Source organism: Marinobacter sp. JSM 1782161, from assembly GCF_011421605.1.
GTDB lineage: Bacteria > Pseudomonadota > Gammaproteobacteria > Pseudomonadales > Oleiphilaceae > Marinobacter_A > Marinobacter_A bohaiensis.
The window spans coordinates 36,171-51,284 of record NZ_WSSA01000007.1; the positions used below are offsets into that span (position 1 = coordinate 36,171).

A 15,114-nucleotide genomic window follows, 5' to 3' on the forward strand; every position below is an offset into this window, starting at 1 on the left:
TCTTGTCCTCAGGCGGAATCGCTGGATTGCCGGCCGCGTAGCAGGCAATCCTCTTCAATGGTTTGTGTCAGTTTGCGCGCCAGCTGGGCCGGATCCCCGACGAAGCTGGTGCAGCCGGTGGCCGCCACCGAGTCCGGCATGGAGCTATTGCCACAGCTGTCGCTGCTCTGCACCCAGATGCGGCTGCCGTAGGCCCGCAGCAGGGGGGCGGCGATGGCGCCGTCGTTGCCCATGCCGGAAAACAGGATAGCATGGCAGCGGGCGCGGTAATGGTCCGAGACGTTCAGCAGCACCTGGTCGATCGACGGGCCGTAGGGGCCGGGCCAGGGCGTGGCCTTTTCCTGCAGGCAGCCCCGCGCGTCCAGGTGCCATTCATTCTCCACCGGCAACAGCACCACATCGCCGTTGCGCACCCGATAGCCGGCCTCGGCCCGACGCAGGGTGTAGGAGGCGTGGCGCCCCAGCACCCGGGTCAGCACATCGGTGAAGTTGCCGTCGATGTGCTGGGCGTAGATAAAGCCGACCGGCAAATCCGACGGCAGGTGATCCAGGAAGGTTTTCACCGCGGCCGGTCCGCCCAGCGATGCGCCCAGGATCCACACCTCCTCGGCCACCTGGCCGGTCCGGTCGGCGGGAATCCACGCCGGCCGGCTTTGCGGTTCGGGCCGCTCCTGCGGCCGGGCCAGGGCTTCCAGCGTCCCCTGGCTGTCGGTCTGTTCCAGTGGACCGAGCTGCTTTTCCAGTTTGTCGATCAGGCGCCGTTCCCAGCGGAAGGCGTCGGTGCTTCCGGGCGTCGGCGCCGGATCCACCCCGAACAGGATGGGCGCGTCGGTGTTCTCCAGCAGGGCATCGAACAGCGCCGGGTGATCCGCTTCGTCCTCCAGGGTCACCAGCCAGAGCTGGACGTCCGGCAAGGCAGCCAGGCCCAGTACGCGCTCCGGATCGCCGCAGAACGGCGATTCCAGGCCGAACTTGCCCACCGCATCGAACAGTCGGCGACGCTGCAGCGGGCTATCGGAGACGATGGCCACGCGCGGCAGCGACCCCACCGCGTTCATCAACTGTTCCCGGTAAGCCGCTCAATCGTTTCGAGCAGCTGGGTTTCCTGGAACGGTTTACCCAGATATTCGTTGACGCCAATGGCCAGCGCCCGCTCGCGGTGCTTTTGGCCGGTCCGGGACGTGATCATGCAGATCGGCGTATCCCGCAGGTTGTCGTCGTGGCGGATAAAGCTGGCCACTTCGAAACCGTCCATCCGTGGCATCTCGATGTCCAGGAGAATGATGTCCGGCCGGTGATCCTGCAGCTGGGCGACGGCGTCCAGGCCGTCCTTCGCTGTCAGCACTTCCATGCCGTTCCGTTCCAGCAGGCGCGAGGTGACCTTACGCACCGTGACCGAGTCGTCCACCACCATGACCAGCGTTTCGCGGTCGTCGCGGCGGGCCTGTTCCTGGGCGGCTTCCAGATCCGCCAGACGCTGACGCTCGGACAGGATGTCGGAGCGGATCATCGCCGGCAGGTCGAGGATCACCACCACGTTACCGTCACCCAGGATGGTGGCACCGGACACCCCGCGCACCGAGGTGAACTGCGGACCGAGGGATTTGACCACGATCTCGCGGCTGCCCATGAGGCTGTCCACCTGCAGGGCCATAGGCTGTTCGGCGCCCCGCACCAGGATCACCGGCAGCGGCAGGGCCTGACCCTGCAGCTTGGGATGATGCTCGCTGTGCAGCAGGCTGCCCAGGTACTGCAGGCGGTACTCCTGGCCGGCGTACTCGTAGAGCGGCGCGTCCGGCTTGTAGTACTCCTCCAGCTCGTAGGTGCTGACCCGCACGATGCCTTCGATGGTGTTCAGCGGGATGGCGTAGAAGTCCTCGCCGGTGGACACCATCAGCGCGCGGTTGACCGAGACCGTGAACGGCAGGCGCACTGTGAAGGTCGTGCCCTGGCCCAGCACCGAGTCGATGTCCAGGCTGCCGCCGAGCTGCTTGATCTCGCTGGCAACCACGTCCATTCCGACGCCGCGGCCGGAAATCTGGGTCACCTGGGCGGCGGTGGAGAAGCCCGGCTGCAGGATGAACTGCAGGATTTCGCGGTCGGACAGATCCTCGTCGGCCCGCAGCATGCCCTGCTTGATGGCTTTCTCGCGGACTGCGGAGGTACGAATACCGGCGCCGTCGTCCATCATCCGCAGCACCACCTCGCCGCCTTCGCGGGTCAGGGACAGGGTGATTTCACCCGTTTCCGGCTTACCCGCCTGGCGCCGTTGCTCCGGCGTTTCGATGCCGTGGTCGACGGCGTTCCGCAGCATGTGCTCCAGCGGGGCCACCATCCGTTCCAGGATGTTGCGGTCCATTTCGCCTTCGGCGTTGCGCACATCGAATTCGACGTGCTTGCCCAGCTCGCCGCTGATCTGGCGAACGATCCGGCGCAGGCGCGGCACCATGGATGAGAACGGGTTCATCCGCGTTTTCATCAGGCCTTCCTGCAGCTCGGTGTTGATGCGCGACTGCTGCACCAGCAGGGTGTCCGTGTCGCGGGTCCGGTCGGTCATGGTCTCGCGCAGGTCCGCCAAATCCGAGGCCGACTCGCTCAGGGCCCGGGACAGCTGCTGGATGGAGGAATAGCGGTCCATCTCCAGCGGGTCGAAGTCCTCGCTGTAGTCGGGGCCCTGCTCTTTCTCGGTGCGGAACAGGATCTGGGCCTCGGTCTCGATGTCCATGCGCCGCAGCTGTTCGCGCAGACGTTCGATGGTGGCGGCCATTTCATCCAGCGTGTGGGTGAAATCGCTCGACTGCTGTTCCAGGCGACTGCGCGTGATACTGGTCTCGCCGGCCAGGTTGACCAGCTCGTCCAGCAGCGAGGCGTTGACGCGGATGGTCTCCTGGGCACTGCGTGCCGCATCGCGTTTGGGCTTGCGGGCCTTGTCCGCAGACTTGGCGCTGTCCGGCTTGGCGGCCGGTACGGGCGCCGAAGCCTGGGGCTGGGCCGGCTGCTCGAGATCGGCTGGCGCCTGAGTGGGCGCCTCCGGCGTCGGCTCATCGTCACTGGCGGGTGTCGCTTCGCCGGTATCTTCGGCGGCGGGCAGCGTCACCGGACCCGCGCCGGCTTCCTCGTAGCGCTTGCGGATCTCGCCCACCATGTCGGTGAGGCTGTCGTGATCCCGGGTAATGGCCGACCAGCTGTCGGGGCCGGGCTGGTTGCCGCCCAGGTCGATCAGTCGGGTCTCGAAGGCGTGAGCCTTGTCGCCGAGCTCCACCAGCTGCGCCAGACGCGCACCGCCCTTGAGCGTGTGCAGGGCTCGCTGCAGTTCCCGGTTGAAGTGGGTGTTGCCCGGTTCCTTGCGCCAGTCTTCCAGCAGGTTTTCGACCTGGTCGAGCAGCTCGCCGGCTTCCTCAAGGAAGATTTCCAGCACTTCCGGGTCGACGGATTCCGGCTGGCTTTCCTCCCGGGCCGGGGTCGGCTCCGGAGCCTCGATCGCGGATTTGGCGGTGAGGCTGGCCAGCAGCTCCACGTTGGCGGTCGGGGCGCGGTCGTCCTCGATCTCGCCCAGCATGCGGCCCAGTTCGGCCAGGGCCTGATCGCTCAGGCGCAGGGTTTCGGCCGTGTCGGCGGCGTCCGCCAGGGCGGACTCCAGGCGTTCGTTCCAGGCTTCGGCCAGATCCGCGACCGGGTCCAGATCCGCCAGTCGGGCGCCGCCTTTCAGGGTCTGCAGCTCCTGCTGCAGCGCGGTGACGCCGCTGAGGGATTCCGGTTCGTCACGCCACTGGGCCAGGCATTCCTTGATGGCCTCATGGATTTCCAGACCTTCATCGAGGAAGAAACCGATCAGGTCGGCGTCACGCTCCGGCGCGGTCTCTGCGCTGTCATCGACGGAAGCGGACGGTGCCTCCTCGACAGCCGGTTGCGCCGCCGGCTCGGGCGCCGCGGCTTCGGGCTCGCCGGCCTCGCCGGACAGGATCGCCTCGACCCGGGCGATCAGTTCCGCGGCGGGTTCGCAGGGCTTGTGCGCGGCCACCTGTTCGACCATCTGGGCCAGCCGGTCGTGGCAGGCAAACAGCAGATCGTTCATGGACTGGGTGGCGGCCAGGCGCCCTTCGGCAACCCGCTCAAACAGGCTTTCGAGCACATGGGTCAGATCGCCGATGGCGTCGACGCCGGCCATGCGGGCGCCGCCCTTGAGGGTGTGCACGTCGCGCTGCAGCTCGGCCGCCAGGGCCGTGTCGCTGGGGTCTTCGGTCCAGCTGTGCAGGGCGCTGGCGGTGGAGTTGATCAGGTCGTAGGCTTCCTCCAGGAAGATGCCCACCAGTTCCGGATCCATATCGCTGTCGGACGTTGCCGCGGTGTCGGCCGGAGACGTTTCTTCAGCCGTTGCTGCCGGTTCCTCGGGGCTTTCCTCAAGTTCGGGCAGCTCCAGCTCGATGGCGTCCTCTTCCGCCTCAACACGATCATCGACGTCGGACTCGGCATCGACTTCCGGCTCAGGTGTCGACTCCGGAGCCGGCGCTGCCGGTGTCTCGTCAAGCGCGGCGCGCAGGGCCTGCAGCACGCCTGGCGCTTCGGGGCACTGTCCGTCATCGGCGATGGCGTCGACCATGGCGGCCAGTTCGTCGTGGGCCTTCAGCGCCACACCGGTACGCTCGGCCGTGGCCGGCAGGCGACCTTCGACGATGCGTTCGAACAGGGTTTCCATCTCGTGCGCGATGTCGGCCACCGGCGCGATTTCCGCCATGCGGGCACCGCCCTTGAGGGTATGCAGTTCCCGCTGCAGTTCCTTGACCAGTTCCGGCTGATCCGGGTTGGCCTGCCACTGGTGCAGCTGTTCGGCGGTCGTGTCGATGATCTCGCCGGCTTCTTCCAGGAAGATTTCCGCCAGCTCGGGATCCAGCTGTTGCAGCGCGCCGGTCGGCTGGGCCTCGTCGGCCGCTTCCGGTGTGGGCTCGGGCTCGCCGGCGTCGGTGTCTTCGACGTCCAGCGTGGGTACGTCGTCAAAGCCGTAATCGGGTTCCGGTGTGCCGGCTGATCCGGCGTGCTCGCTGATGTAGCTCTGGATCTCGCGGATCAGGTCCGGCGCCGGGCGCGGCGGTTGGTTCTGGCTGATGGCATCGACCATGGCCGCGAGGCGGTCGTGGGCGCTCAACAGCAGGTCTTCCAGATCCCCGCTGCTGGCCAGGCGGTTGTCGGTCAGGCCTTCGAACAGGGTCTCCAGCTCATGGGCAAGATCGCCGATGGCGCTGATATCCGCCAGACGGGCGCCGCCCTTGAGGGTATGCAGGTCCCGTTGCAGGTGACGCAGCAACTCGACATCGCCCGGGTTGGCGGTCCACTGATGCAGTCGTTCGCCGGTGCCTTCAATCAGGTCGCTGGCTTCCTCCAGGAAGATATCCACCAGCTCCGGATCGAGATTGGCGCTGTCACCGGCGTGCTCGGGCTCGGCCGGTTGGGTGTCGTCGTCTTCCTCGAAGGCGATGTCCAGGGTGGGCAGCTCCAGATCCTCGTCGAAGCCGTTGTCGATATCTTCGAGGTTCTGGCTGAAAGCGTTGTCGGCCTGACTGCGGAACTGGTCCAGCTGGGTCTGGAGCTGAGCCATCAGGGCCTGGTCGGGCTTGGTGGCCAGACCGGCGGCAATCTGGTCCATCATGTTGATCAGCGCTTCGTGGCCGGCGCGGGCCACTTCGAAGAACGCGTCATCCGGTCGTGCGTCGGCATCGAAAATTGCGGCGTAGATGCGCTCCAGCCGATCGGCCAGTTCGGAAACGTCGCTCAGCCCGGCGACTTCGGCGCCCCGGGCCAGTTGCCGCAGCTCCTGGACCAGTTGATCGAGCTGCGTGCTTTCCGAAGGATCGGCGGCCCAGCGATCAAGGATGCCGTCGGCGTCGAGCAGGATGTCGAGACCTTCGTTGAGGAACAGCTGCACCAGCTGTGGATCGACGGCCTGCTCGTGTTCGGCTTCGGCGGCGCCCATCGGGCCCGACGACAGGGTGCGTCGGGCCAGCATGTCGAGCCGTTCCAGGAAGGCGTCGGTGCCGTCCAGCGGATCCTGCGGTGTGGTGCGGATCTGCTCCAGGCCGCGCTCGATAAAGCCGCAGGCGTCCGCCAGCAGCGCGAGGACTTCGCGGTCGGCCCGCTGGTTCTCCGAGCGGGCGGTCTTAACGAATTTCTCCAGCGGCGCAATGATCGTCGCCAGCGGCTCGATACCGGCGGTGTGGGCCGACCCTTTCAGGGTGTGCAGCGCTCGGGACAGACCGTCGGTGTAGGCCGTGGTGTCGCGGCCCTCGGCTTCGGACAGGAACTGCTTGAGCGCCTGCAGATGGGTCTCGGTCTCGCTCTCGAAGATGTCGAGCAGTACCGGGTCCACCAGTTGCTCTTCGGCCGTTGCGTCCAGGCCGGACAGGTCGTCGGCATCCGCGGTGGTGTCGGCGGCGCTTGCCGGCTCAATCGGGCTGGCGTCGTCCGGCATCGCGCTGGATTCCGGAATCTCGCCGTTGGCCAGGGCGGTGGCTCGGGCTTCAAGGGGGGCGGTATCCAGCGAAGCCGGACGGCGCGCCTCGAAATCCTTGACCAGGGTCGGGATGACGTCGACCACGTCCTGCAGCAGCTGGGCGATGTCGCCGTTCATGAACACGCTGGCGTCGATGACGCGGTTGAGCATGTTCTCGACGGCCCAGGCCAGCTCGCCCACCGCGTCGGCGCCGACCATGCGGCCGCTGCCCTTGAGCGTGTGGAAGGCCCGCCGGACTTCGGTCAGGGCGCTGCGGTCGTCGAACTGGCGCAGCAGCATCGGCAGGTATTCGTTGATGGTGTCGAGCACCTCGCCGGCTTCCTCGATGAAGATTTCGAGGATCTCGTCGTCGATCAGGTCGTCGCTGTCGAAGTCCGCAGCCGGTGTCGGTTCCGGTTCGGCCGGTGCTTCGGCTTCCGGGGTCTCGATATCGGCGTCGTCGCGGTTGGCCGGCTGGTCGGCGCCATCAGCCGGCGCGTCCTGCCCGGTCTTGCGGGTGGTGGCCAGGGCTTCGGCGCGGGCGATCAGCTCATTCACGTCGCCGGTGGCGTTGCCTTCGCGGAACTCGTTGATCAGTCCCGGCACGCGGGCGATCACGGTGTCCACCAGGGAGAAGAGCTCTTCGGTGGGTTTGATGCTCTGGTCGATGACCCGGTTGAGCAGGTTTTCCACCGACCACGCCAGCTCACCAATGCTGGTCGCACCCACCAGACGGCCGCTGCCCTTGAGGGTGTGGAACGCACGGCGGACTTCGGTCAGCGCCTCGCGGTCGTCGTGATTCTGGCGCAGGCGCGGGTAGAACTCTTCGATGGTGCTGAGGACTTCGCCGGCTTCCTCGATGAAGATTTCGAGGATCTCGTCGTCCACCAGGTCAGCGTCCGACGGCTTTCCGGCTTCCGGCACCGCTGGCGTTTCCGGCTGTGGTTCGGCGGCCGGGGCCGGCGCGGCGTCCTGGTCCCAGGTGGGTTCTTCGCCCACCGGGAAGCCCAGCGAGCGCAGGCTGTCTTCGGCGATCCGCAGCACGGAATCGTTGTCGTCCACGCCGTCGGCCAGGCGCTCCAGGTAGTATTCGATGCTGGTGACCATATCGGCCAGGGTGTCCAGCTGCTGCCAGTCCGGCACGCGCTTGCCTTGCAACAGGACATCGCTGACGTAGCGCTCGGCGGACGCCAGCATGTCGCCCACCCGGTCCAGCGGGATCAGCTGAAGGCCGCCGCGGATGCTGTGCAGCAGGCCGGGCACGTGCTCGATCTCGCGCGGGTCCCACTGGGCGGCGATGAAGTTGACGATGGCGGTCTTGACCTGCTCCAGGGAGTTGCGTGACTCGCGCAGCAGGGCGCTGTTGGCTTCGCTCAGTTCCTGGCCGCCGTACTGGATGTCCTCACCGGTGTCCTCGGACTGCGTGGTGCGCTCTTTCTCCAGGCCGGCCAGGGTGGCTTCGACGTAGAGCAGGGCGCCGGCGATGTCCATCAGCACGCCGTCTTCGGCGGGCAGGGCGTCGCGGCTCAGGCGTTCGACGATCTCGATCTGTTCGGTGATGACCCGGCGCGGAATGCCCAGGCCCAGGACTGCCAGGGTGTTGGCCACCTGTTGCAGGCCCGGCAGCAGTTCTTCCAGCTCCTCGTTCTGGCGGAACTCGGCGCGAACGAACAGGTCGAGCTGGTCTTTCAGGCGTGCCAGCTCTTCGTTGAGGGCGCTGACCACCGAATGGATGGCGTCCCGGCCGGGACCGGAGACGCGGCTGCGGGCGTCGTCCACCGACTCGTCGGAAGGCAGGGCGGCGGCCAGGTGGTAGCGCTCGCGCAGGTCGTTGACCCGCGGCGTGTCCAGTTCGGCATCGCGCGCCACGTAATACAGCAGGTGCTTGAACAGGGCTTCGGGCACCGGCTGCTGGAGGATGTCCACGTTCTCGTCGATCAGCCGCTTGAGTTCGGCGTCGAGCTGGCGCAGCAGCGATTTGACGGCGGAGTTGATCGGGTTGTGGCGACTCTTGAGGGTGTCGACAAAGGCGCCGGCGGCGAGCCACAGCTCTTCGCGCGGGCTTTTCTGGCACAGTTTGATGACCCGCTGGATCACCTTGTCCAGGTAGTCGAAATGGGAGTCCAGATCGGCCTCTCGGACCACGCCGGCCAGGGCAAACTGGAACATCTGGCGCAGCTTGCGCACGTGACCCATGACCTTGGGATCCTGCAGGCGCTGGGAGATGCCCGGCGCTGGCTGGAACTGAACCGCGCTCAGGTCCGGCTTGAACAGCGAGGTGTCCGACAACAGCGGTTCGCCCCGCGCGGCGCGCAGGTCGTTCAGCAGCGGCAGAAGGGCCAGCGGGAAGTCGTCGCGGCTGCTGTCCAGGTGCTCCAGGTACTGCGGCAGCTGCAGGATGGCTTGCATCAGGACTTCGATGGCCTCGTCGGCGTTGGCCGCGGTCTCATTGAGAACCGCCTGGGCCAGTTTTTCCATCTCCTCGGTCAGCAGGGCCGCGCCGTAAAGCTCGACCATCTGCAGGGTGCCGTGCACCTGGTGGAGGTAGTTCAGGCAAAAACGCAGGCGAGCGGTGTCGTCGCGGTTGTCGACGTACGCTTCCAGCGCCTGCTGACCCTGTTTCAGGGTGTCCTGAATTTCGCCCCTAACCCAATCCAGGGCGATGCTGTCATGGTGATTGCCCATAACCACTCCGGTTATTCTTCGTCAGTCTGGCGTTTGATCCACGCCAGAACGCTATCCGATGGCACCCGCTGCAGGGAGGGATGATGCCAGTCCGTCAATTCTCCCTGTCCCAGAACCAGTAGGCCGCCGGGGGCAAGCCGCTCGGTCAGGCGCTTTACGATCTCGCGACGCCGCCACTGGCGAAAGTAGATCAGGAGGTTCTGGCAGAAGATGATGTTCATGCCGTGCATCGGCGCCTGTTCCAGATCCAGCACATTGAGCTGCGTGAAACACACCCGCTGGCGCAGGGCCGGGTCGATTTCCCATTCGTTGCCACCCGAGGCCTGGAAATACTGGCCGCGAGTGTCGGCGTCGGTGCTGACCAGCTTGCGGGCGCCGTAGAGGCCTCGTTGGGCCTTTTCCAGCGCCGGCTTGCTGATGTCGGAGCCGGTGACGCCGAACAGGGATTTTAACTCCAGTTGCCGCATGCTCTGATCCAGCAGCATGGCCAGCGTGTAGGGTTCCTCGCCGGTGGAGCAGCCGACGCTCCAGGCCTCGATCGGCTGTCGGCTGAGCTGCTCCCGCGGCCGCGTCATAATGTAGTCGGACACCAACCGGTAGGCATCGGGATCACGAAAGAAGCGGGTTTCCTGGACCGTCAGCCGGTCCACCAGTGTGGCCCATTCGACGATCGCGCCGGGGCCGGAAACCACTTTCTCGTAATAGGCCTGATAGGTGTCGCAACCGATCTCGCGCATGCGGATCCCCAGATTGGTCTGCAGGAACGAGCGCCGCTCCGCTTTCAGGGTGATCCCGGTCCGGTCTTCCAGCAGCTCCTGCCACTGGCGGAACTGCGCCTCGTCCATCTCGGGAAGAGGACGCAGTGTCCAGATGCCGGACGTCCTGTCATTGCGCGTTTCGGTCATGATCATGAGTCAGCCGTACTCTGGCGTCATCAGCCGCTGACAGTTATCAGCTAACAACAGGAACGTCGCTGTCTTCTTCTTCCTCTTCCGGCATATCCTCTTCCGGCAGAGTGAAGCCGGCAACGGAGGAGCGCAGCTCACCGGCCATTTCCGCCAGGTTACCGATCGACTTCGCGGTGGCGTTGGTACCGGAGGAGGTCTGCGAGGTGATCTCCTGGATAACGTTCATCGTGTTGGAGATGTGAGCCGCGGACGACGCCTGCTGGCGGGCCGCGTTGGAGATGTTCTGGATCAGTTCCGCGAGGTTCATCGAGACGTTCTCGATTTCCTCGAGGGCGACACCCGCGTCCTGGGCCAGACGGGCACCACGGACCACCTCGGCGGTGGTGTGCTCCATGGAGATGACCGCCTCGTTGGTATCGGACTGGATCGTCTTAACCAGGGCTTCAATCTGCTTGGTCGCCGCGGAGGAACGTTCCGCCAGGCGCTGAACCTCGTCCGCAACCACTGCGAAGCCCCGGCCCGCATCACCGGCCATGGACGCCTGGATGGCGGCGTTCAGGGACAGGATGTTGGTCTGGTCGGCGATGTCGTTGATCAGCGATACGATGTCACCGATTTCCTGGGAAGACTCACCCAGACGCTTGATCCGCTTGGAGGTTTCCTGGATCTGCTCGCGGATGTTGTCCATGCCGCGGATGGTGTTCTGTACGACTTCGGCGCCTTTCTTGGCGATGGCAACCGAGCGCTCCGCAACCGCGGACGACTCGGCGGCGTTGGAGGAGACCTGGTCGATGGACACGGCCATCTCGTTCACCGCCGCGGAGGCACCGGCGATTTCCTGGGCCTGGTGCTCGGAAGCGTCGGCCAGGTGCATCGCAGTGGCCTGGGTTTCCTGGGCCGCTGAGGAGACTCGAACCGCGGTACCCCGGATGGACTGTACCAGTCCGCGCATCTGGTCGATCGCGTAGTTGATGGAGTCGGCGATGGCCCCGGTGAAGTCCTCGGTAACCGTGGCCTCGGTGGTCAGGTCACCGTCGGCCAGGTCGGCCAGTTCGTCCAGCAGTCGCAGGATCGCGTTCTGGTTCTGCTCGTTCTGCTCCTGGGTCTTGGACAGACGCTCCTGGGAGGAACGGTAGATGGTCAGGCCGATGATCACGACCACAGCGGCCATGGCGGCCAGCAGGATGTACGCCAGGTAGGAGCTGATGATGCGCGAGTCCGCCCGCTGACGGAACTGTTCCGCCAGTTGGGAGGTGCCGTTCAGCAGGGCCTGGGAGTTCTGGAAGATTTCGTTGGAAGCGCGACGCACGGTGAACAGGTCGGGCGAGGCTTCCAGGATGGCGTCAACGTTCTGGCTGACGAATTCGAACAGCTCGGACACGGCGTCGAGACCGTAGCGGGCGTCCTCGTCCTGGACCCGGGAGATGCCCATGGCCGAGTTGCCTTCGATCTGACCGCTCAGAACGCGGCCGAACAGTTTGGCGTCGCGGCCGAACCGGTCGGCGGCGATCACCGCGTCTTCGTCACCGGAGAGAACGTTATTGACCGAGCGCACGATCCGTTCCGCCAGCAGCGACTGACGCTGGGCCAGGGCCACGGTTTCGGCCGGTGCGTCGTTGTCCAGCAGGATCTGGACGATGTCATCGTACTCGACCTGCAGCTGCGGGATGTTCTCGTTCAGGGTCTGGGCAACCTGGTGCAGGCCCAGTACCGCTTCGCGGGTGGAGATGATGGTATCGGCCCGCTCACGGACTTCGTTCCAGTTCTCCTGTACACCGCTTTCGGCAGCCATCTCGCTGGCGGGAAGGCCGGTTTCCGGGTTCCCCTCGACAAGATAACCCCACAGACGCGCGAACTCGTCACGGGAGCGCTGCAGCTGGTCGAAGGCTTCCGGCGTACCGCCGGCCGCTTCCGAGGCGTTCTTCGCGATCTCCTGGGACAGTACCCGCAGCTCACTGGCGTGGGCGATGTATTCCTGGTCGTTGCTGCTGTCACGGTTGATGATGAACAGCACTGCGACGAGCAGGACGGTCAATACGATCAATGCACCGATCAGGGCGCCAACCAGCTTGTTGGCACCCTGACCCGCATTGAATCTTCCGGCTCTCTTTTTCATTTTCTGGCTCCCGGCCTAAACGTTGGCAAGTTGGTCCTTCGGGTCTGGAAAATCAGCGAACAGGCCCTGCCGTCCTGTTCACCACTGCGAAACATCCAGAAAGCGCTCGTCGTCCATCAGGGCGAAGGTCGAGAACACGTTCCAGGTTTCCTCGTTGCGTCGGTAGCCTCCCTGGACGAAAGGCTTGACGATGTCTGGGACTTCGGCGGCGACTTCCTCCGTGAAGCTCTCCGTGGCGAAATACTGCATGCCCGAAACGCTGTCGACGACGAGGCCGCTGAACAGGTCGTCCCGCTCGATGACCAGCACCCGGCGATCGCGATGACTGCGCGATGCACGGTTCATGTCAAAGAAATAGGCGAGATCGATCAGCGGCAGCAGGCGGCCGCGGACGTTGGCGGCGCCGAGCATAAACGAACGAACCCCCGGTACGTGGGTGTAGCGGGGGACGTGCAGTATCTCGACAACCTCACCCATGGGCGCGACGTAACGCTGGCCGGCCAGGGTAAAACCGATGCCGTTCCACAGTTCGATCGCTTCCTGCTGGGCTGGCAGTCCGGATGCACGGGACTTGCTACGCCGGGCGATATCCGTCAGTACGGCAAAAGGGGCAGCCTGGGCGGACATGCTTACTCCATACTGAGGTTCAGGCGATCAGACTGTCGATGGTCTTGATCAGTTCGTCTTCTTCGACCGGCTTGACCAGATAGCCCTTGGCGCCCTGACGGGTACCCCAGACGCGGTCGGTTTCCTGGTCCTTGGTGGTCACGATGACGACCGGGATGGACGCGGTTTCCGGCGAACGGGTCAGCTGGCGGGTGGCCTGGAAGCCGTTGAGCCCGGGCATGACCACGTCCATCAGGACCAGGTCCGGGTTCTCGGCGCGCGCCTTGGCAACGCCATCGGCGCCGTTATCGGCGGACAGCACTTCGTGCTGATGCTTTTCCAGGATGCTGGAGATTTTCTTAACCTCGGTCGGAGAGTCGTCGACAATCAGGATGCGGGCCATGATTTCCTCGATAAATTCGTTGCGCGAATCGGTTTACTGTTCCGGTGTGGGAACATACTGACGGATCGTGTTCAGCAGCTCGTCCTTGCTGAACGGCTTGGTCAGGTATTGATCCGAACCGACAATACGTCCCTTGGCCTTGTCGAAAAGGCCGTCCTTGCTGGACAGCATGATGACGGGAGTCTTTTTGAAGGCGGAGTTGTTCTTGATGAGAGCGCAGGTCTGATAGCCGTCGAGCCGCGGCATCATGATGTCTACGAACACGATGTCGGGTTGCGAGTCCGCGATCTTGGCGAGAGCATCGAATCCATCCGTTGCGGTGATGACTTCACAGCCAACCTTCTTGAGCAGGGTTTCGGCGGTGCGACGAATCGTCTTACTGTCGTCAATCACCATAATCTTCAGGTTTTCGAAGTTGTCATCCATTGTCCAACAGCCTTGCGCTCTACAGGATCGTTGTTGTTCAGCACCTGTCGGACCACAGCGGGTCCCGGTGAGGGACGGTCCAAAGGCGCTGGCCATGCTTCCAGCCCGGCACTTGACAGGCCCCGTCAGGCCGGTTTGCGAGACCAGCGGGAGACTTGACGGGCCTTTTTAACACACATTCAAGGGGCGTTCTATAAAGCCTGACTATTTATAGAATATAGGTCGCTTGAGAAAAAGCATAAGTTTGTGACCAAATGTACTCCCGTGCAGCCGTAGGCGGCTTTTGCGTACAGATGGAGGTGTCTTTGCGAGGGCATACTGACCCGATTCTGCGGAGCGCCCGACAGGCGCCGCCGGCCGGTTTCCGCTGTTGGACTCCCGGTGTTCCGGGCGTATCGTCGAACGGCTCCCCACACTATTGTTGAGGCTCCCCACACTATTGAGAGGTGTAACAAACACTATGACTGTCAGACTCGGTATCGTCATGGATCCCATCCAGGACATCCACTTCAAGAAGGACACCTCCCTGGCGATGCTCTGGGCCGCCCAGCAGCGCGGCTGGGAGCTGATCTACATGGAACAGCCGGATCTGTACCTGGACGGCGGAGAAGCCCGGGCGCGGGTGCAGGCCCTGACCGTGCGCATGGACCCGGACGACTGGTTTACCCTGGGCGACGACCGGGACATGGCGCTGGGCGAGCTGGACGTGATCCTGATGCGCAAGGATCCACCGGTGGACCGGGAATTCATGATGGCCACCTACATCCTGGACGCCGCGGCCGACCAGGGCGCGCTGGTGGTGAACCCGCCGGCGGCGCTGCGCGACTGCAACGAGAAGCTGTTCGCCACCCGCTTCATCGACTGCACGCCGCCGCTGGTGGTGACCCGCAACGCCGACCGCCTGCGCGAGTTCTACGCCCGCCACGGCGACGTTATCATGAAGCCGGTGGACGGCATGGGCGGTAAGTCGATCTTCCGGGTCAAGGAGAACGACGCCAACCTGGGGGTGATCATCGAGACCCTGACCCAGGACGGCAACCATCAGATCATGGCGCAGAAGTTCCTGCCCGAGATCAAGGACGGCGACAAGCGCATCCTGCTGATCGACGGTGAGCCGGTGCCCTACGCGCTGGCGCGGATTCCGTCCCAGGGTGAGAACCGCGGCAACCTGGCGGCCGGTGGTCGTGGCGAAGGGCGCGAGCTGACCGCGCGCGACCGGGAGATCTGCGAGCGCATCGCGCCGAGCCTGAAGGAGAAGGGGCTGATCTTCGTCGGCATCGATGTGATCGGCGACTACCTGACCGAGATCAACGTCACCAGTCCCACCTGCGTGCGCGAGCTGGATCGCGAATTCGGCATCGATATCTCCAGTCAGTTGCTCGATGCCATCGAGAAACGCCTGGCGTAAGCGCCGTGACATCCTGTGACGTTTTGTTCGCGGGATGGACAAGCGGCCCCGAAGTCCGCAAACTTGGGGCCGCAAAGG

8 protein-coding genes are annotated in these 15,114 nt (G+C 64.7%); 1 reads left to right on the forward strand and 7 read right to left on the reverse strand.

The window, feature by feature from the left end; genetic code table 11:
• Nucleotides 1-8: 8 nt before the first annotated feature.
• The 7 genes from GQB00_RS21370 to pilG all read right to left on the reverse strand — a co-directional run bounded on the left by GQB00_RS21370 (nucleotide 9) and on the right by pilG (nucleotide 13,628).
• Entirely contained in the window at nucleotides 9-1,058 is a 1,050-nt protein-coding gene (locus GQB00_RS21370; protein ID WP_165857739.1) for a chemotaxis protein CheB, read from the reverse strand.
• The gene (locus GQB00_RS21375; RefSeq protein WP_165857740.1) at nucleotides 1,058-9,169 is read right to left on the reverse strand and encodes an Hpt domain-containing protein; all 8,112 of its coding nucleotides are present in this window, start codon (nucleotides 9,167-9,169) and stop codon (nucleotides 1,058-1,060) included. Before GQB00_RS21375 ends, GQB00_RS21370 begins: the two co-directional genes overlap by 1 nt.
• 11 nt (nucleotides 9,170-9,180) lie before the next feature.
• Complete coding sequence (locus GQB00_RS21380; RefSeq protein WP_416234176.1) at nucleotides 9,181-10,074, reverse strand: CheR family methyltransferase; 894 nt, start codon at nucleotides 10,072-10,074, stop codon at nucleotides 9,181-9,183.
• Between the two features lie 46 nt (nucleotides 10,075-10,120).
• On the reverse strand, nucleotides 10,121-12,193 hold the full coding sequence (locus GQB00_RS21385) for a methyl-accepting chemotaxis protein (protein ID WP_111498518.1): 2,073 nt from the start codon (nucleotides 12,191-12,193) through the stop codon (nucleotides 10,121-10,123).
• A 78-nt stretch (nucleotides 12,194-12,271) separates the two neighbouring features.
• Nucleotides 12,272-12,820: a chemotaxis protein CheW gene (locus GQB00_RS21390; RefSeq protein ID WP_111498519.1), complete on the reverse strand. Its 549-nt coding sequence runs from the start codon at nucleotides 12,818-12,820 to the stop codon at nucleotides 12,272-12,274.
• Between the two features lie 19 nt (nucleotides 12,821-12,839).
• Nucleotides 12,840-13,202 carry a twitching motility response regulator PilH gene (gene pilH, locus GQB00_RS21395; protein WP_111498520.1) on the reverse strand — a complete coding sequence of 121 codons (363 nt, stop codon included), beginning with the start codon at nucleotides 13,200-13,202 and terminating at the stop codon, nucleotides 12,840-12,842.
• Nucleotides 13,203-13,235: 33 nt separating this feature from the next.
• Nucleotides 13,236-13,628: a twitching motility response regulator PilG gene (pilG, locus tag GQB00_RS21400; RefSeq protein WP_111498521.1), complete on the reverse strand. Its 393-nt coding sequence runs from the start codon at nucleotides 13,626-13,628 to the stop codon at nucleotides 13,236-13,238.
• Nucleotides 13,629-14,088: 460 nt separating this feature from the next.
• Between pilG and gshB the strand changes: the two genes are divergently transcribed.
• Complete coding sequence (gshB, locus tag GQB00_RS21405) at nucleotides 14,089-15,036, forward strand: glutathione synthase (RefSeq protein WP_111498522.1); 948 nt, start codon at nucleotides 14,089-14,091, stop codon at nucleotides 15,034-15,036.
• Nucleotides 15,037-15,114 lie beyond the last annotated feature (78 nt).